This window comes from Planktothrix sp., from assembly GCF_046067725.1.
GTDB lineage: Bacteria > Cyanobacteriota > Cyanobacteriia > Cyanobacteriales > Microcoleaceae > Planktothrix.
Map to the genome: position 1 here is coordinate 11,758 of NZ_JBJUDF010000036.1, position 18,442 is coordinate 30,199.

At 37.6% G+C, this 18,442-nt stretch carries 8 protein-coding genes; 6 read left to right on the plus strand and 2 right to left on the minus strand.

Translation table 11 applies throughout. The features are described from left to right. Positions 1-34 precede the first annotated feature (34 nt). Positions 35-634, plus strand: coding sequence for an SRPBCC family protein (locus ACKPEB_RS01975; protein ID WP_408963098.1), 600 nt, complete (start codon positions 35-37; stop codon positions 632-634). 67 nt (positions 635-701) lie between these two features. On the opposite strand, the gene ACKPEB_RS01980 is transcribed toward ACKPEB_RS01975, so the two are convergent. Next, a complete protein-coding gene (locus ACKPEB_RS01980; protein ID WP_408963099.1) occupies positions 702-1,928 on the minus strand; it encodes a glycosyltransferase in 1,227 nt (408 codons plus the stop codon). A 21-nt stretch (positions 1,929-1,949) separates the two neighbouring features. On the opposite strand from ACKPEB_RS01980, the gene ACKPEB_RS01985 reads away from it, so the two are divergent. Then, positions 1,950-3,692: a hypothetical protein gene (locus tag ACKPEB_RS01985; protein ID WP_408963100.1), complete on the plus strand. Its 1,743-nt coding sequence runs from the start codon at positions 1,950-1,952 to the stop codon at positions 3,690-3,692. Further along, positions 3,689-5,302 carry a glycosyltransferase family 39 protein gene (locus ACKPEB_RS01990; RefSeq protein ID WP_408963101.1) on the plus strand — a complete coding sequence of 538 codons (1,614 nt, stop codon included), beginning with the start codon at positions 3,689-3,691 and terminating at the stop codon, positions 5,300-5,302. The genes ACKPEB_RS01985 and ACKPEB_RS01990 overlap by 4 nt, the downstream gene beginning before the upstream one ends. Before the next feature lie 2 nt (positions 5,303-5,304). Here the strand turns inward: ACKPEB_RS01990 and ACKPEB_RS01995 are convergent, their stop codons facing one another. After that, positions 5,305-12,885: an aminotransferase class I/II-fold pyridoxal phosphate-dependent enzyme gene (locus ACKPEB_RS01995; RefSeq protein WP_408963103.1), complete on the minus strand. Its 7,581-nt coding sequence runs from the start codon at positions 12,883-12,885 to the stop codon at positions 5,305-5,307. Between the two features lie 161 nt (positions 12,886-13,046). Here ACKPEB_RS01995 and ACKPEB_RS02000 point away from each other — a divergent pair, with 161 nt between their 5' ends. The 3 genes from ACKPEB_RS02000 (at position 13,047) to ACKPEB_RS02010 (ending at position 18,318) form a co-directional block, all read left to right on the plus strand. Then, a complete protein-coding gene (locus tag ACKPEB_RS02000) occupies positions 13,047-14,657 on the plus strand; it encodes an alpha/beta hydrolase (protein ID WP_408963104.1) in 1,611 nt (536 codons plus the stop codon). A 39-nt stretch (positions 14,658-14,696) separates the two neighbouring features. Beyond that, positions 14,697-16,283, plus strand: coding sequence for a glycosyltransferase family 39 protein (locus ACKPEB_RS02005; RefSeq protein WP_408963105.1), 1,587 nt, complete (start codon positions 14,697-14,699; stop codon positions 16,281-16,283). A gap of 172 nt (positions 16,284-16,455) precedes the next feature. Further along, positions 16,456-18,318, plus strand: a complete 1,863-nt coding sequence (locus tag ACKPEB_RS02010) for a fatty acyl-AMP ligase (RefSeq protein WP_408963106.1) — start codon at positions 16,456-16,458, stop codon at positions 18,316-18,318. The last annotated feature ends 124 nt before the right edge of the window (positions 18,319-18,442 follow it).

The window sequence follows — 18,442 nt, forward strand, 5'->3', positions numbered from 1 at the left end:
TGGTGTGCCGCGCTCTCAGCGCCACTACGAACAGATGTTTTTTAAGTCTCAAAACTATTGGCAATCTTGGATTACCTTTGCGTCTACTGTTGGTTTAAGTTTCACCTTGATCAATAGTCCCCTTGCAGTTGCTGAACGCGTTAATCCTGTTCTGTTATCTAGCCAACCTCAACGAGCAGTATTAACCGGAAGAAATGGGCAATATGTAGTTAGAATTGTTGTCAATAGCCCTGCGGATACCGCTTGGAAAGTGTTAACAGATTATAATAATTTTTATCGATTTTTACCCAATGTTACCAGTAGCAAACTGTTAAAAGTTCAAGGAAATCAAAAAGTCTTTGAACAAGTGTATAGAATTAAAGCACTGATTGTTGATGAAACAAGCCGAATTCGCGTTTCAGCCAGCGAAACTTATCCTAAACAAATTGCATTTAAACTCGTTGAAGGAGAGGTGAAATCGTTACAAGGAAGCTGGACAATTGAACCAATTTCCTCTAAACAAGTGATTATTCAGCATCAAGTTAATGTTGATCCCGGTTCAACCCGCACCAGAGCTTTATTTTATAGTATCTATGAAAATACATTGAAAATGACGTTAGAAGCCATTAAGAAAGAATCTGAACGTCGTAATTAATTGTATTGTCATTGTGAGGGAAATGAAGCAATCTCAAAACCTTTGAGATTGCTTTATTTCTCTTGTATTACTTCTGCTGAATTTGTCGTTTCCAAATCTCTAATAAATTTTGAACGGCCTCATCCCAACTACAATCTTGAACAGTTGCTCTCCCTTGCCGTCCCATTTGTTCCCGCAACTCTGAATTCTCCACTAAAACTTTTAACTTTTTAGCAAAATCATCAGCATTTTTAGGTGTAAATAATAAACCATTTTTCCCCGATTCAATACTATCAACAACCCCACCCGCAGCAGGTGCTAAAACCGGAATACCAGATGCAAATGCTTCTAATATGGTTAACCCTCTGGTTTCTTTTTCCGACATCGTAATATGGATATCACTATTCGCTAAAAGTCCTGCAACTTGACTCGGTTCCACCCGCCCTAAAAAATGAATATTAGCGGTAAAAGATTGAAAGTTCTGAGCAATTTCATCTTTCAATTTTCCATCACCTGCAATAATAAAACTAACTTGATCTAAATCAATCAATTCTTTGATTTTTGGTAAAGCTTTAAGGGTAAACTTCCACCCCTTATCAGGCGTTAACCGTCCTAAAAAGATTAGTTTAACCTTGTCATCAACATTAGATAAATGATAATGTTTAGCAAAAAAATTGTCTTCCCGCTTGTGGGGATTAAATTGTTCTAAATCAACGCCTAATAACTGATCAAAAATAACATTGCGAAGTCCAACCTGAACCAACTTTTTAGCACTAGAGAAACTAGCGGTTAACGTTGCATTATAGCCGTTATACGTCCATCTAAAATGAAATTTTAATAAAAACTGAATTCCTGCAATAATAATGGAGGGTAACGGTAAATAATCCTCTAAATATTCCATTAAATTACTATGAAAAAAACTCACACAGGGAATATTATATTGTTTAGAAAAATCGATTCCAGGTCGTTTTAAAAACCCTAACCAAAGTCTTTCCGGTTCATCAACATGAATAATGTCAGGTTGAAACTGTTCTAATTCTTCTAATACAATTTGATAAGATTTTTGGCTCACATTCCGTTCAAAATCAACCCCCATAAAGGCGGTACTGTCTAAATTAATAACCCGAACTCCAGGTAAAATATCTCCTGTATAATCTTTCCAATGGGGATAAATGGTTGGTAATGCACTATAATCAGGACAAAATAATAAAACCTGATGTCCGAGTTGACTCAGCTTTTGAATTCGCTGAAAAACCGTTATGGTCACGCCATCAACAACGGGAAGAAATCCTGACGTAATGATTGCAATTTTCATGATTCAATTCATTTAAAAACAATGAGCGAAAATCAAATTATAACTTCAATTTACCTTATTAATCTGTTTAAAAATCGTTCAACTCAATTTTGGTTAATACTCAGTTTATTAATTCCGATTTATTTTGGATTAATGTCCATTGGTTTTTATTTAATTCATCCTTATTTGATTCAAGATGATGCTAGACATCATGTAGTTTGGTTACAAAAGTTCCTTGATTTGCAATTGTTTACGGAAGATTTTATTGCCGATTATTTTTATGGTGTTGCGCCTGCTGGATATAAGTTTATTTATTGGTTAATCGCTCAAATGGGAATCGGTGCTATTACGCTTGCGAAAATTTTACCCCCTCTTTTAGCGTTAATCACAACTGCTTATCTTTTTCATGTTTCTCTTAATATTTTTTCCCGTCCAGAATCAGCTTTTTTAGGAACATTAATTTTCAATGAAACGCTCTGGATGAATGATGATTTAATTTCGGCAACACCGAGAGCTTTTTTATATCCAATTTTTGCAGCTTTTATGTATTATTTAATTGAGAGATCACTTTTTTATACCTTATTAACCCTAGCCTTGCTAGGCCTATTTTTTCCCCAGTTTTTATTAGTTGCGTTAGCATTACTTACCGCTAAATTATTTCAATTTAAAGGGAAAGCACTTCGGCTTTCCAAAAACAAAGAAAACTATATTTTTTGGATATCAGGACTCATCATTGCTGCGATTATTCTTTCTATTTTTGCTGTCCAACTATCCGAATTTGGTGAAACCTTTAATGGCGCACAGATGAAAATCATGCCAGAATTCGGTTTAAACGGACGGGTTGAATATTTCGGGGTTAACCTTCTTTATTTTATTTTAGATGGGAATAGTGGCTTAAATCTTCCCTTATACCCCTTCCCAATTTTATTGAGTTTAGCTTTACCGTTATTCTTAAAACTTAAACTTCTCTTAACCCAGTTTATTACCTCTAAAATCCAGATTTTATTCTTTCTAATTTTAGCTTGTTTAAGTCTGTTTTTTCTGGCTCATATTTTCCTATTTAAACTTTACTTTCCCAGTCGCTATACTTACCATAGCTTTATTTTTATAATGGCAATAAGTTCGGGGATTGTTTTATTTATTATGTTAAATTATGGCGTAAAATTTTACCACAAATTGCAAAGAGAATCACCTAAAAGCCAACTTTTACAAATCATCAGTTTGAGAATTGCAGCAATAGTCCTCACCCTTTCTTTAGTCTTACCGTTTATTCCAATTGTTCCGTTTATTTTCCAAGGATGGGTCATTGGTAAATATCCTGAACTATATCAATTTTTTTCAACTCAGCCGAAAGACACTTTAATTGCATCTTTAGCGGATGAAATTGATAATTTACCAGCTTTTTCCCAACGTTCCGTTTTAGTGGGTGGAGAGTTTGCCCTTCCCCATCATATCAAATATTATCAGGAAATTGAACAGCGAACCCTTGATTTAATTCAAGCTCAGTATAGTTCTGATTTAGAGGTAATTACTAACTTTATTCATCAATATAACATTAATTTTTTGCTACTGGAATCTAATTTTAATCACCTCCATTACTTATTAGAAAAGCCTTGGCTTGTGAACAGTTCATTTAAAAAAGTAGTTGTGGAAACCGTTGAAGAACTTAAACAAGGAAAAAAATTAGCGATTACTCCCTTAATAGAACCTTGTTCAGTTTTTACTTACTCAAATTTTCAAGTATTAGATACAACTTGTATAACCCAAAAGGAACTTAAAAGATGAATCACCTAAAAGCTATCCGACATCAATTCTTGACCGTTTTACTATTAATTATTGTACTCATCAGCTTAGGACTTCGAGTAATTAATTTAGGAGAAAAAGTGTATTGGGTTGATGAAGTTTCTACCTCTTTAAGAGTTTCTGGTTACACTCGACAAGCGTTGATTCAAGATATTTCTCAACGAGATTCTATTACGATTCAGGAATTAAAACAATATCAACAATTAAATCCTGACCGAAACTGGAAGGATACAATTTCTGCTTTAACTCAAAGTCCAGAACACGCACCTTTATATTTTATTCTCCTCAGAATTTGGCAACAAATCTTTGGAAGTTCTATCCTCGCCACCCGAACTTTATCAGTTTTATTGAATGTTTTGTGTTTCCCGTTATTATATATATTATGTTTAGAATTATTTAAAGTTGTAGAAGTCGGGAAAGTTGCCGTTACATTATTTGCGGTTTCTCCCTTTTTTATGGCTTACGCTCAAGAAGCTCGTCCCTATAGTTTATGGATGCTAACTCTTCTATTATCCAGTTTAACTTTATTAAAAGTAATACGCCTCAATCATCCTAAATCTTGGTTAGCTTATACCTTAAGCTTAATTTTAGGGTTATATACGTCTTTATTCTCAGGTTTTACCTTAATCAGTTCAACCCTTTATATTCTAACCCTCAAAAAATTAAAATTAACAAAGCTGGTTAAGAATTATAGCGTTTATTCTGGCTTAGGATTACTCGCTTTTCTTCCTTGGATGATGATAATTATCTTGAACTGGCGACAACTCCAGGATAATACGACCTGGGTGAAAGCACCCATGGAGTTTTTACCAAAAGTTGCTATTTTTATTTATAGCCTTTCAATTTTATTTTTTGATTTCCTGAGTTCAGAACAACCCAGCTTGTTCGTTATAATCTTAGGATCTCTCCTCACCATTTTTGTTTTAGGGTTAATAACGTTCGCTTGTTACTTCCTTTATCAAAAAACACCTCCATCAATCGGGTTATTCGTTTTTTGTTTAATTTTAGTAAATCCTTTACTATTATTTTTAATCGATGGGATTTCCCAAGGACAAGCTTCAGCAACCTCTCGATATCTGATTCCTTGTTATCTGGGTTTATTGTTAGCGGTTGCTTACTTACTCGCCACTCAAATTTTTGATTTTAATTCGATTAAAAAACGTCGATTTTGGAGGTTTATTTTAATACTGATCCTATCAGTTGGTTTAATTTCTTGTATTTTATATCAAGAGGCGGTTCCCGTTTACCAAAAAGGTCGAAATCGGCATAATTTGACGATTGCTCGTTTAATTAACCAAAGTGAATTTCCGGCATTAATCACCGAAACGCAACAAATTTTTGATATTTTATCCTTAAGCTATCAACTCAACCCGAATCTAACCATTTATTTATTACCTCAAACGGATTTAGAACAAATTTTAAAACCGGATCAATCCTTACTTTTATTTAATCCTTCTTCGCTATTAAAAGATAAAATTAATCAAGAAGGTCAGTTTGATTTAGATGAAATTTATAAACCAAATTTATTAACCCCAAATGATCATTATCTAGCCCTTTGGAAAATAAAAAAACTTCAGAATCCCATTCAATAATATTACTTTTGGATCTCCTCTACTAAAGTTTTGATCGTAAATTCAATTTGAGCTTCGGTGTGAGTGGCGGTCATAAAAAACCGTAAACGAGCGCTATTATAAGGAACAGAAGGATAAACAATTGGGTAAACATTAATTCCCCGTTTAAATAACGCTTGAGAGAGTGTGACCGCTTTTTGAGATTCCCCGACAATAATCGGAATAATCGGAGAATTTTGACTGATTCCCGTATTGAGTCCTTGTTGTTTTGCTAAGGTTAAAAACCGTTGAGCGCCATCGCATAAATGTCTAACCCGTTGGGGTTCTTTTTGTAAAATCCGCAAAGCAGCGAGGGCGGCGGCGGTGTTGGGGGGAGACATCCCAACGCTGAAGACAAAACCAGGGGCGGTATATTTTAAATATTTAATCAGTTGCTGACTTCCCGCAATATAACCCCCACAACTGGCAAAAGATTTACTTAAAGTTCCCATCCATAAATCAACGTCTGAAGCGGGAATCTTAAAATATTCACTAATACCTCGCCCCTGCTGACCTAATACGCCGATTGAATGAGCCTCATCTACCATTAAAAAGGTTTTATATTGCTTTTTCAAGGCAACAATTTCCGGTAACGGTGCAATATCGCCTTCTGTACTATAAATTCCTTCAATCACAATTAACACTTTTTCAAATTGTCGGCGTTTTTGTTGTAATAGTTTCTCTAAACTTTGCCAATTATTATGGGGAAATTCAATCGCAGTTGAACCCGATAAAAGACACCCTTGGCGAATACTATTATGACTAAGGGCATCATAAAGAATTAAGTCTTTTTCGCCGAATAAATGCCCAATGGTTGAAACGTTAGTGGCATGACCGCCAATATAAACAATACAGTCTTCTGTTCCTAAGAATTGAGCGATTTCTTGCTCTAATTCTTGATGAAGCGATCGCTCTCCGGCAACAATTCGACTCGCAGAAACGGACGTGCCATAATCTTCAATGGCTGTTTTTGCCAGTTCTGAAACCTGCGGATCACCACAGAGTCCTAAATAATTATAACTGGCATAATTAATTAATTCTCGCCCTTCAACTTGAATGGTTTCACGGGCAACACCATCATAAATCCTAAAGAAAGGATTGCCTAATTTTTCGGCTTTTTTAATATCTCGTTCTAAGGTTAAATATTCAGGAAAGCGTTCAAATTGATAATATTCTGCGGGAATTTCTTCTTCAATCAGTTCAGGGGTAGGCGGTGGCGGGGTTAAGGGTTGGGAGGGCGGGGTTGGGGTAACAATACGCCGGGTGTTAAGAGATTGATTCAGAATCTCTTCGGTGAGAACATCGGTTAAGAAATAATTAACCAATGCTTCTAAATCAGGATAATCAAAGACTGAACTGAGGGAGAATGTACTACCCAAACAATTTTGTAAACGGTTCTTGAATTCAACCGCCATTAAAGAATCCATTCCTAAATCGCTGAGATTATCTTCTAAGTTAATAGATTCAGGGGAACTATACCCTAAAACAGTTGCCAGTTCGCTTCGTATTTTTTCCAATAACATTGTTTTACGGTCAGACGTTGAAGCTGTTGCTAACTGTCGTAAAAAGTCTAATTTTGGGTTAGAATTAACTTCGGGTTCAATTGCCTTATCCTGGGAAATCAAATTTTCTAAGAAGGGAAAAGCAACACTATCCGGTACTTGTTGGATAAAAGCTGACCAATCAACAGAAAATACGCCGATTTGGGGGATAGTTTTAGATAGTAATTGATCAAGAACTTTTAATCCTTGTTGGGGTGCGATCACTTTCATTCCCTGCGCTAATAATCGCCCTTGATTTTGATTGCTTAATTGGGCTGCCATTCCGGCTTCATCCCAAGCACCCCAGTTAATACTTAACCCAGGTAAACCGAGTTGGTGGCGATATTCCATTAACCCATCCATGATCGAATTTGCAGCCACATAATTGCTTTGACCGGGGGAACCGATTAAGACCGTAATTGAAGAGAAACACACAAAAAAATCGAGGGGTAAATTTAAAGTGACGGTGTGTAAATTCAAAGTTCCAGTTACTTTTGGGGCAAAAACCTCTCTAAATCGTTCCCAAGTTTGTTTTTCCAGGATGCCATCATTCAGAACCCCTGCGGCGTGAATAATCCCCCGTAGCGGTGGCAATTGATTAGAAATGGTATAGGGTTTAATGACCGTTTCAACGGCTTCTAAATCCGTAATATCTGCTTTGATGACTTGAATAGTAACGCCTTGATTTTTTAACTTTTCAATAACATTTTTAGCGTGTTGAGAAGGTTCACTGCGTCCAACTAATAATAGATTTTTTGCCTGTTTTGTCACCAACCATTGGGCAACTTGTAACCCTAATGCCCCTAATCCTCCAGTAATTAAATAGGTACTATCTTCTCGAATCGTTATGTCTTGAATGGGTGGAGGTAACGTCATCACCACTTTTCCGATATGTTTTGCTTGCGCCATATATCGGAAGGCATTGGCAGCCTCTTCAACGGGAAAAACAGTATAAGGAAGAGGTTGTAATTGTTTTTCTTCAAACCCAGGCATTAATTTTGTTAACATTTGCTTGATTAACTGGGGGGTTTGTTCCGCAATTTCTAATAAATCAAAGGCTTTATAGGTAATATCAGCCCGTTTTTCTTGAACTTGCTGTTGAGTCCAAATTCCGATTTTTCCAATTTCAATAAACCGACCGTTTGGAGATAAAATTTCTAAACTTTTGGGAATAAATTCTCCATTTAAACTATTGAGAACAACCTCAACGCCTTGATTGTTTGTCAACTCGCAAATTTTGTCAGCAAAGGCTAAAGTTCGGGAGTTCATCACAAATTTAATCCCTATTGACTTGAGAAACTCTTGCTTTCCAGGGGATGCGGTGGCGTAAATTTCTGCCCCGATTTGTTGGGCAATTTGAATGGCGGCTTGACCGACTCCTCCAGAAGCGGCATGAATTAAAATGCGATCGCCAGGTTTTAATTGAGCTTGGACAATTAAGGCATAATAAGCGGTTAAAAATGCGGTGGAAAGGGTAGCAGCTTCAGCAAAATTAATATGAGTCGGTTTAGGAATAACAAATTGATGATTAACGGTAATATAACTGCCTAAACATCCCAACGCAGGGGCGGCGATCACTTCATCTCCAATGTTTAAGTCTTTAACGCCAGCCCCAACGGCGACAATAATTCCTGAACATTCCCCTCCTAACGGAATTTTTGAAGCGTTAGAAATTCCCATTTGTTCTAAATATTGATTCAACATTCCCAACCCGTTGAGAACATCTCGAAAATTCAATCCTACCGCCCGAACTTGGATTTCTACTTCTCCAAAACCAGGTTTTTTTCGGGTTAAAGGAATAAAATCAAAGTGATCTAGGGTTCCAAGATTAGCAATTTTGAGTTGATAAGATTGTTGGGTTTTACTATCGGGTTGATAAGCATTTAAGCGAGGGACATAACGGACTCCCTCACGGTAGACAATTTGGTTTTCTTCGTCGGGATTTTCTAATTCTTCTAATAAAGTTTGGAAATTTTGGTTTAAACTATCGTTTGGTTTTAACGTCTTTTGTTTGGCGGGTAAAATTAAGTTCAATGACTCAAAATCAATACAAATACAGGCTAAATTTGGATGTTCTAAACGGATGACTTTTGCTAACCCAAACGCATAATTTTTTGTTTGTTTGGATAAAGGAGAGGAATAAGTCACGATCCAAAGTCGAGGGGGTGTTATCCCAGATCGCTGAGTAATACGTTGAACCAGATTAAGTAAACTCGCGCCTGTTTCGTCAAAGGTTTGATTAGAACTCCAGAGGTAAATAATCTGGTCACAAGGTTGTAGTTTTCCTGAGACATTTTCAGGGTGAATAATAGAACAGCGATCGCCTTTTTCCTCTAAACTTTTAGCTAATTTCACGCCGAATTCTGGACAGTCTGAAACAATCAACCAATTGGCGGTTTTACGAGTTTGGCTAGCAGATAAACGGGGTTTAGATTTCCAAGTTAACCGATATAAATCTGGCAGTTCTGGGGAGGAACTATCAGAAATCTGAATGAGTTCTTGTAAGGATTTTCGGTTAATTGCCCGTAGCGTTAACGTTTCAATTTCTGCTAATAGAGTTTTGTTATCATCAAATAGTTGAAGTTGGGCAGTGATTTGTTGAGAATGAATCGTTTTAATTTTAACAGAACTCCAAACTTTATCGCTTGGTTGTTGATAAATATACAGATTTTCGATACTGACGGGTAGATAGGTTGTGCGATCACTTTTTTTAAGTAAAATTGCCCCTAAAACTTGAAAACAAGCATCTAATAAAACCGGATGCAAGGTGTAAGAGTCGGTTTCAGTTCTTAACCCTTCGGGTAATTGAATTAAGCCCAATGCTTGGTCTTCTTTTTGCCAAAGTTTGGCGATCGCTTGAAAGGATTTCCCATAATTAAACCCCTGTTTCTTGACTTGTTCATAATAGTGGGAAATCGAGACAAGTTCTCCCCCTTCTCGTTGAAGGGAATTATTCCTGAGTTGCCTATTTTCTAAGTTAGTTTGGGTTAAGCTTCCCCTAGCGTGAAGGGTTTCTGTTAAGGGGATATTTTCTTCTGCGATAAAACTATAAATTTTAAATTCGTATTCTCCCTGAGATTGGGGGGTTAAAATAACTTGAACGGTTGTTTCTGCGGTGGATAACTTTAGCGGTTGTTCTATGGTTAATTGAGATAAGGTAACGTTTTCTCGAATTTCTTTGATTGCTGCTAAAATGATTTCCAGATAAGCCGTTGCAGGTAAAACAGGCTGAGAAAACAAACAATGATCTTGTAAATAATGAGGAGACTGGGAACTCAACCGAGACTGAAAGCGGATTTCTGTTGTTCCTGCTAACTGTAACTTTTCTCCTAATAAGGGATGACTTGAATTAGAAATGGGAAAAGATTTTTGAGGATTAAATTTAGCCGTTGACCACCAATAGGATTGACGTTGAAAGGGATAGGTGGGAAGTTGTATTAAATTAGGAATATAATCTGGATCTAATTTAGCCCAATTAATCGAGATTCCTTGAAAATACAGTTCGCTTAAACTCGATAAAAACTGCTGTAATTCTTGTTCAGGACGCAAACTTGGTAACAAAGATTGATTAAGATCAGAACCACAAGAACGCGCCATCCCCAAAAGAACGGGTTGAGGGCCGATTTCTAACCAAATTTTAGTGTCTAATTGCTTTAACGTGCTAATACTATCGGCAAACCGAACCGGTTTAATAATATGTTCGCACCAATATTCAGGGGTAGCAATATCCTGATGAATCGATATTCCGGTAACATTGGAAATAAGCGGAATTTGCGGTTGATGGTAAGTAATTTCTGCTGCAATTTTTCTAAACTCCTCTAACATGGGAGTCATTAACGGGGAATGGAACCCATGAGACACATTTAACGGGGTAGTTTTAATACCTTGGCTATTGCATTTTTCGATAATATTTGAAAGATTTTGAAGGGTTCCAGAAATAACAAGAGTATTAGGAGTATTAAAGGCGGCAATTGTCGCATCTTCTTTAATAAGTGATCGCACCGTTTCTTCATCTGCAAAAACAGCTACCATTCCCCCATTTTTGGGTAAGACTTGCATTAATTTTCCCCTAGTGGCAATTAGTTTCAAGCCATCTTCTAAACTGAACACCCCCGCCAAACAAGCCGCCACATATTCCCCCACACTATGACCGAGAACAACGGAGGGTTTAACGCCTAAAGATATCCAGAATTGAGCTAACGCATATTCTAGGGAAAATAAAGCGGGTTGGGTGTAAGCCGTCTTGTGTAAATCGTTAGTTTCTGAGAAAATTACGGATAATAAAGATTGTTTTAAATAAGGACGGAGAATTTGCTCACATTGATCTAACGTTTGGCGGAATATCAAATTAGTTTCATAGAGTTTTTGTCCCATCCTAATATATTGGGAACCTTGACCTGTAAATAAAAATGCAATCTTGGGAGATGTTTTAGGAGTAGTGGTTATGTAGCGAACTCCAGAAGTTTCTTGATCATGAACAAAAGCATTGAGGCGGTCTTGAAATTGTTGGTGAGAGTCAGCAATAATCGTGAGGCGGTGAGAAAATTGCGATCGCCTGGTATTGGCACAATAGCAAATATCCCTTAAAGAACTATCAGAATTATTCCTAAAAAAAACTTCATATCGATGCGCTAAATCCTTTAAGGCGGGTTTCGTTTTTGCCGAAATTGTTAATAGATAAGGTGTCCCTAACCCCTGTAGAGACACGCCATGGCGCGTCTCTAGGTTTTGGCGCGTCTCTACGTTTGCTTGCAACACAACATGGGCATTTGTCCCCCCAAACCCAAAGGAACTAACCCCCACCAACGCCGGATCAGAATGGTTGGGCCAAGGCGTTAACTGCTGTTGCACCCGGAGCGGTAGTTGCTCAAAATTAACCGCAGGATTGGGATTTTGGAAATGCAAACTTGGCGGAATTTGTCGATATTTGAGGATTAGGGCAGCCTTGATTAATCCGGCAACTCCGGCGGCGGTTTCTGAATGTCCAATATTTGTTTTCACTGAACCAATGGCGCAGAACTCCCCCTCTGGGCGGTTTTCAGCCAGAACTTCCCCTAACGCTTGCAGTTCCACCGCATCCCCCACTTTAGTTCCAGTTCCGTGCGCTTCAATATATTGCACCTGACCGGGCGAAACCCCTGCCACCTTGTAAGCTTGGCGCAGTAATGCTTTCTGGGCTTCGACGTCAGGGGCACTTAGGCCATTGCTGTGGCCATCTTGATTCACCGCACTACCCCGAATCACCGCATAAATCGGGTCGCCATCCGCTAACGCTTGTTCCAACGGTTTTAACACCACCATTCCCGCCCCTTCGCTGCGGACATAGCCGTTGGCGCTGGCATCAAAGGTTTTGCAACGGCCGTCGGGGGACAGTAATCCGCTTTTGCTAAACCCAACCATAATCGTTGGCATTAACAACCCATTCACTCCACCCGCTAACGCCAAGGTTGACTCGCCGCGCCATAAACTCTGACAAGCGAGGTGGACAGCAACCAACGACGACGAACAAGCGGTATCAACGGCTAAACTTGGCCCCTTGAAATCAAACAGATAGGAGAGACGATTCGCCGCAATGCAGTTGGCGGTGCCTGTGGTAGCATGAGAATCGCTGACGGGGTTTTGCCACAACAGCACCGAATAATCATGGGTTCCAATGCCTACAAAAACCCCCGTTTGGCTTCCGGCAAGCTGTTCAGGAATTTGCAGTGCATCTTCCAGCGCTTCCCAAGCCACCTCCATTAATAAACGATGTTGCGGGTCAAGGGTGAGGGCTTCTCGTGGCGAAATCCCAAAAAAATGCGGATCAAATTCATCAATTTGGTCTAAAAACCCACCCCAACGACTATTGGTTTTATTCGGGATTGTAGCGTCTGGATGATAAAATTCATCGTTGTTCCATCGAGATTTCGGAACTTCTGTAATCATATCAATCCCATCTTGCAATAGTTTCCAAAATGCTTGCGGATTATTAGTGCCAGGAAAGCGACATCCAATTCCAGTAATTGCGATGGGTTTGACTTCCATAGGGGTGACAATCTGACGTGAATTTGACGAATGAGGAGGCGCCTAAAAGAATTAAAGGCGAGACTAAATTTTCAATTTTCCGTTAGTCTATCATGCATGATTTTGGAGCAATTGTCAATGCTAAAATGCGAGTCAGTGAAAGGTAAAATTTATTAATCGTTATGCAGCCTATTATACTTTCTCATAAAACGCGATATTCTAAACTGTTACTTTCTCTAACTACCTGCTGGCTTGTCAACGTTTTCAGTATTTTACCAGGGAAGACGGCGGAAAGAATAGATTTTAAATATGGAATTGGAAAAATTTCTATTGAGATTGAGGAATTAGAAACTTTTGCTAAAACGGGAAAAACTGAAGAAGAATTAAGCATTTATCTGAAGTTTTTAAGCCATCATCAACAATCCTTGTTACGGAACTTTCTCAATACTCGCTATGAGATGGATACGACTAAAATTAATCGCATTTTTGTGGCTAAGGCGGGGAGAAGTTTATTTGATAATGCTGGAGAAATTATTCAAACTGAACAAGGCGAAAATGGGGCAGAAGCAATGCGGCTTGCGTTAGCAGAAGCGGCTGTTCATCCCGACGGGTTAACGCCGATTAATATTCTGGCACAATTTCCTACGGATATTCAGATTAATGTTAATCAAATTATCGAGGTACGAAGGCAAGTTTTCAGCTTAATTCAAGAAACTAAAAGTTCAGTTAACTCTCTAATGGAGATGACGGTTGAGGAAGCGAAGACTCAACCTATACAAAACTTCAATGAACTGCCGGATTTACGACAAAAGGGTTCTTTTCAAGTGACTAAGCAAACCTTAGAATTTGTTGATAAGAATCGAAATCGTCAACTATTTTTAGATTTATATTTACCCCAACATACTCAAAGAAATTCAGTTCCTTTAATTATCATTTCAAACGGCATCGGCGCCACTAGAAATCGCTTTAGTGATTTTGCTCAAAATCTTGCGTCTGAAGGCTTTGCTGTTGCCATTGCGGATCATCCTGGGAGTAACCAAAAATGGCAACAAGACTTTTTTGCGGGCATTCATCAAGATAACTTTGAAGTGCAGGAATTTATAGATAGACCGTTAGATATTACCTTTATTTTAGATCAACTTGAAACCATAAATTCAAGTCAATTTAATAATCAACTCAATTTGCAAAAAGTCGGTTTATTTGGTTATTCCTTTGGAGGTGCGACGGCATTAGCCTTAGCAGGGGCAGAAATTAATTTTGAGCAATTAGAACAAGATTGCACCCCTGACAATAAACGGTTTAATATCTCTCTCCTCTATCAATGTCGGGCGTTAGAATTACCTCGAAAAACCTATTCTTTTAAAGATGATCGCATTCAAGCTTTATTTTTATTTGTTCCGTTTGGGAAAAGTATATTTGGAAAAGTTGGCATGAGTAACGTTCAAGTTCCGGTATTTTGGCACGCCACAAATGAAGATGTTTTAACTCCGTTGGTGTTAGAACAAGTTCCTGGTTTTAAGCAATTAGCAACCCCGAATAAATACTTTGCAGTCGCGACGGGAATTCCCCATACAAGAGTTACCTTTGAACTGTTTAACCGATGGATGAATCAAGGAATTACTTGGGACTATTTAAAACAGTTAAGTGAACGGTATCATAATACCTTAAGTACCGCTTTTTTAAAAGTTTATTTAAGTCAAGATCAACAATATTCTGCTTATTTGACGGCTGCTTATATCAAACAATTAAGTGATAAAAATTATCCGTTGGTTTTTGTGAGATCGCTTCCTTAAATCCTTCCAATTACCTATCAACTTATTATCATCTTTCCTATGCAGCTAAAATCAATAATCTCTCAACTTCAATCAAAATGGCTGGTTATTATTTTAATTTTAGGGTTAATTTTTCGCTGTGTTAATTTAGATCAAAAAGTGTATTGGGTGGATGAAGTAGCAACCAGATTGCGAATTTATGGCTATACTCAAACGGAATTTGTTCAAGAAATCTCTAAAAAACCTGTGATTACTATTACTGATTTACAACAGTATCAGAAACCCGGAGAAAGAACATTTCAAGACACAATATACGCCTTAACCCAAAGTCCAGAACACGCACCACTGTATTTTATTTTAGTCAAATTTTGGGTTCAGATTTTTGGGAGTTCAATGATGGCTATTCGTAGCTTATCAATTGTTTTGAGTTTATTGGCTTTCCCTTGTTTATATTGGCTATGTTTAGCGTTATTTCACCTTCCCATAGTCGGGAAAATTGCCGTTGCTTTATGGTCGGTTTCCCCTTTTTATGTCGCCTACGCCCAAGAAGCACGTCCCTATAGTTTATGGGTAGTGACTATTCTTCTCTCCAGTTTAACCTTATTAAAAGCGATTCGATTTAATACTCTGCAAACTTGGGGACTTTATGCTTTAACCTTAACATTAGGATTATATACTTCTTTATTATCAATTTTTCTGTGGGTTGCCCAAACCGTTTATCTTTTAGCTTTAGAAAAATTTAAGATTAATCAAAAATTTAGAAGCTATGTGATCGCATCCACATTAAGTTTTTTAAGCTTTACTCCCTGGTTATGGGTGATGTTAAAAAATTGGGATAATCTACAAGATAACACAATTTGGATGCGAGTCCACCTCGATTTTTTATTCATGATTCCTCTATGGATTTATAATACATTTATTCTCTTTATTGAATCTCCCGTTAGCTTGGATGCTTCCGTTATTCCTCGAATTATTCTTGATTTTAATTTACTTATCTTAGTTTTAACCTCCCTGGTTTGCCTTTATCGTCAAACCCCTCAAAAAACTTGGTTATATGTTCTAAGTTTAATGATTATTCCCTATATTATTTTAATTCTAAGTGATTTAATCCTGGGGGGACAACTTTCAACCGCAGCAAGATATATTATCCCCTACCATTTAGGGATTAACTTAGCCGTTGCTTACGGTTTCAGCTATCAGCTAAATTTTAATAAATTAGCAAACCCAACCTATCGAAAAATTTGGAAAATTATTTTGATAGGGGTTCTATTCATCGGGATTTTTTCCTGTATTTACCTTGTGAATACTTCCCCAAAATATCAAAAAACTCGTAACCTCAGTAATATTCCCATTGCTCAGATCATCAATCAAATTGAGTCTCCCATTATCATTGCTGAGAAATCGCAAATGATCGATATTCTCTCCTTAAGTTATCTTCTTAAACCCAATACCAAAATTTATAACGCTAAAACGTTTAATTTCTCGAATACTTGCCAATCCTTATTCCTATTCAATCCTTCCCAACAGTTACAAACCGAACTTCTTAAACAAAATACTTTAAAATTAGATCAAGTTTACAAACCCAAACTTTTAATCCCCAGTGAAATATATCTTTCCCTCTGGAAAGTTAAAAATTCCTGTTCGTAGTAGCGCTTTAGCGCGATCGCTTGTGCCTCTATTGAGAACAATGCAATTTATGTTAAAATGCTGATTCAAATGTATCGCTTTAGCGCGATCGCTGGCACTACTATTAAGGGCTAAAACCCAACTACGAACTTAATGATGCGCGAACCTCATCCTACTAAATCAGGCTAAAATAATGACTGAATTTTTAACATTAGTTGAACTGCTTCAATACCGATCACAACATCAACCCCACGATACCGCTTATATTTTCCTAAAAAATGGAGAAACAGAATTACCCCCATTAACTTATCAACAATTAGATGAAAAAGCAAGAGCGATCGCAACTCAACTCAACACTTTAAACCTCCAAGGAACTAGAGCCTTAATGGTTTATCCCTACGAAGCAGGGTTAGAATTTATTGCTGCTTTTTTTGGCTGTTTATACGCGGGACTTGTTGCAGTTCCCATTCATCCATCCCGAAATCGCCGTAATTTTTATGATGTTCAAGCTTGTTTAGAATCCTGTCAAGCTCAAATTGTATTAACCCTTCAATCTCAACTTTCAAACTTTAAAAATCAACTCAGTTTATCCCCCTCTAACTCTCGGTTAACCTGGTTAGCTACTGATAATATCCCCACTTTCCAAGCTGCTAATTTCACTGAACCGAATATTAATAAAAATACCCTTGCTTTTCTACAATATACCTCTGGCTCCACAGGACAACCCAAGGGGGTCATGATCACCCATGACTGCATTTTACAAAACCAAAAAATATTAAAAACAGTGTTTAGTCATACCGAACAGTTAATCGGCGTGGGGTGGTTACCGTTATTTCATGATATGGGATTAATTGGCAATATTTTTCAACCGTTATATATCGGAAGACCTTGTATTTTAATGTCTCCCATTGCCTTTATTCAAAAACCGATTCGATGGTTACAAGCCATTTCTCGTTACCAAGCCACTACCAGTGGAGGGCCAAATTTTGCCTATGATTTATTGTGTAATCAAGTCACCCCTGAACAAAAAGCAACCCTGAATTTAAGGAGTTGGGATGTGGCGTTTACGGGTGCAGAAATGATTCGTTCTGAAACCTTAGAACGATTTACAACAACGTTTGCAGATTGTGGGTTTCGGTATGAAAGTTTTTATCCGTGTTATGGGATGGCTGAAGCTACTTTATTAATCACCGGGGGTCAAAAAACAACCCCTCCAATTATTCGTTATCTAAATAAAGCAGCTTTAGAAGAAAACCAAATTATTTTTTCCGATTCTCATCAACCTGGGACTCAATCAATCGTGGGCTGTGGTCAACCTGGGTTAAATACAACAATTAAAATAGTTGACCCAAATTTATTAACAGAATGTCCAGAAAACCAAGTGGGGGAAATTTGGGTTTCGGGTTTAGGAATTGCCAAAGGGTATTGGAATTTACCCGAAGAAACTCAACAAGGGTTTCAAGCGTATTTAGCAGATACGGGAGAAGGGCCGTTTTTAAGAACCAGGGATTTAGGGTTTTTTTATCATGGGGAATTGTTTATAACAGGTCGTCTTCAAGAAGTGTTAGTGTTTTTTGGAATTAACCATTATCCCCAAAATCTAGAAGAAACGGTTCAAAAATCTCATCCGGCTTTAAAATTGAATGCAGGTGCAGCCTTTTCAGTGAAATTAGAGGGCGAAAATCGGTTAATAATTGCAAATGAAATTGTACGCAATTATCGCCAGAATTTCCTGATGGATGAAATTGTACAAGCGGTAAGATGGCAAGTTTTTGAACAACATTTAGTCGATGTTTATGGATTAGTTCTTCTCAAACCGAGGAGTCTTCCCAGAACATCGAGTGGAAAAATTCAGCGCCGTACTTGTCGAGAACTGTTTCTCCAAGGAAATTTAGATATCATTGCAGAATGGCGATCGCCCCAAACTGAACCCAAAGATTTAACATCTTTACTACAAAAATATTTTAATCCGGTTACTCATCTCCGCCGCTATTTAACCTTTGCAAAAGGGCGTTTCAGACGATTATCTTATCAATTACTAAGTAGGTGGTCATAAATAGAGTTAAAATAGAAGATGAAGAAATATTAGAGGAAGAGTCATGCCAGTACGGTTAAGAATTCAACTAAAAGAAGAAGAAAAAAAAGAGCTACTAACACTGTATGAGCAAGAGAAAGTACCG

Bases quoted from the DNA above. Each gene is read 5' to 3' on its own strand.
- ACKPEB_RS01975 (WP_408963098.1), top strand. From the start codon at position 35: ATGTTTTTTAAGTCTCAAAACTATTGGCAATCTTGGATTACCTTTGCG.
- ACKPEB_RS01980 (WP_408963099.1), bottom strand. From the start codon at position 1,928: ATGAAAATTGCAATCATTACGTCAGGATTTCTTCCCGTTGTTGATGGC.
- ACKPEB_RS01985 (WP_408963100.1), top strand. From the start codon at position 1,950: ATGAGCGAAAATCAAATTATAACTTCAATTTACCTTATTAATCTGTTT.
- ACKPEB_RS01990 (WP_408963101.1), top strand. From the start codon at position 3,689: ATGAATCACCTAAAAGCTATCCGACATCAATTCTTGACCGTTTTACTA.
- ACKPEB_RS01995 (WP_408963103.1), bottom strand. From the start codon at position 12,885: ATGGAAGTCAAACCCATCGCAATTACTGGAATTGGATGTCGCTTTCCT.
- ACKPEB_RS02000 (WP_408963104.1), top strand. From the start codon at position 13,047: ATGCAGCCTATTATACTTTCTCATAAAACGCGATATTCTAAACTGTTA.
- ACKPEB_RS02005 (WP_408963105.1), top strand. From the start codon at position 14,697: ATGCAGCTAAAATCAATAATCTCTCAACTTCAATCAAAATGGCTGGTT.
- ACKPEB_RS02010 (WP_408963106.1), top strand. From the start codon at position 16,456: ATGACTGAATTTTTAACATTAGTTGAACTGCTTCAATACCGATCACAA.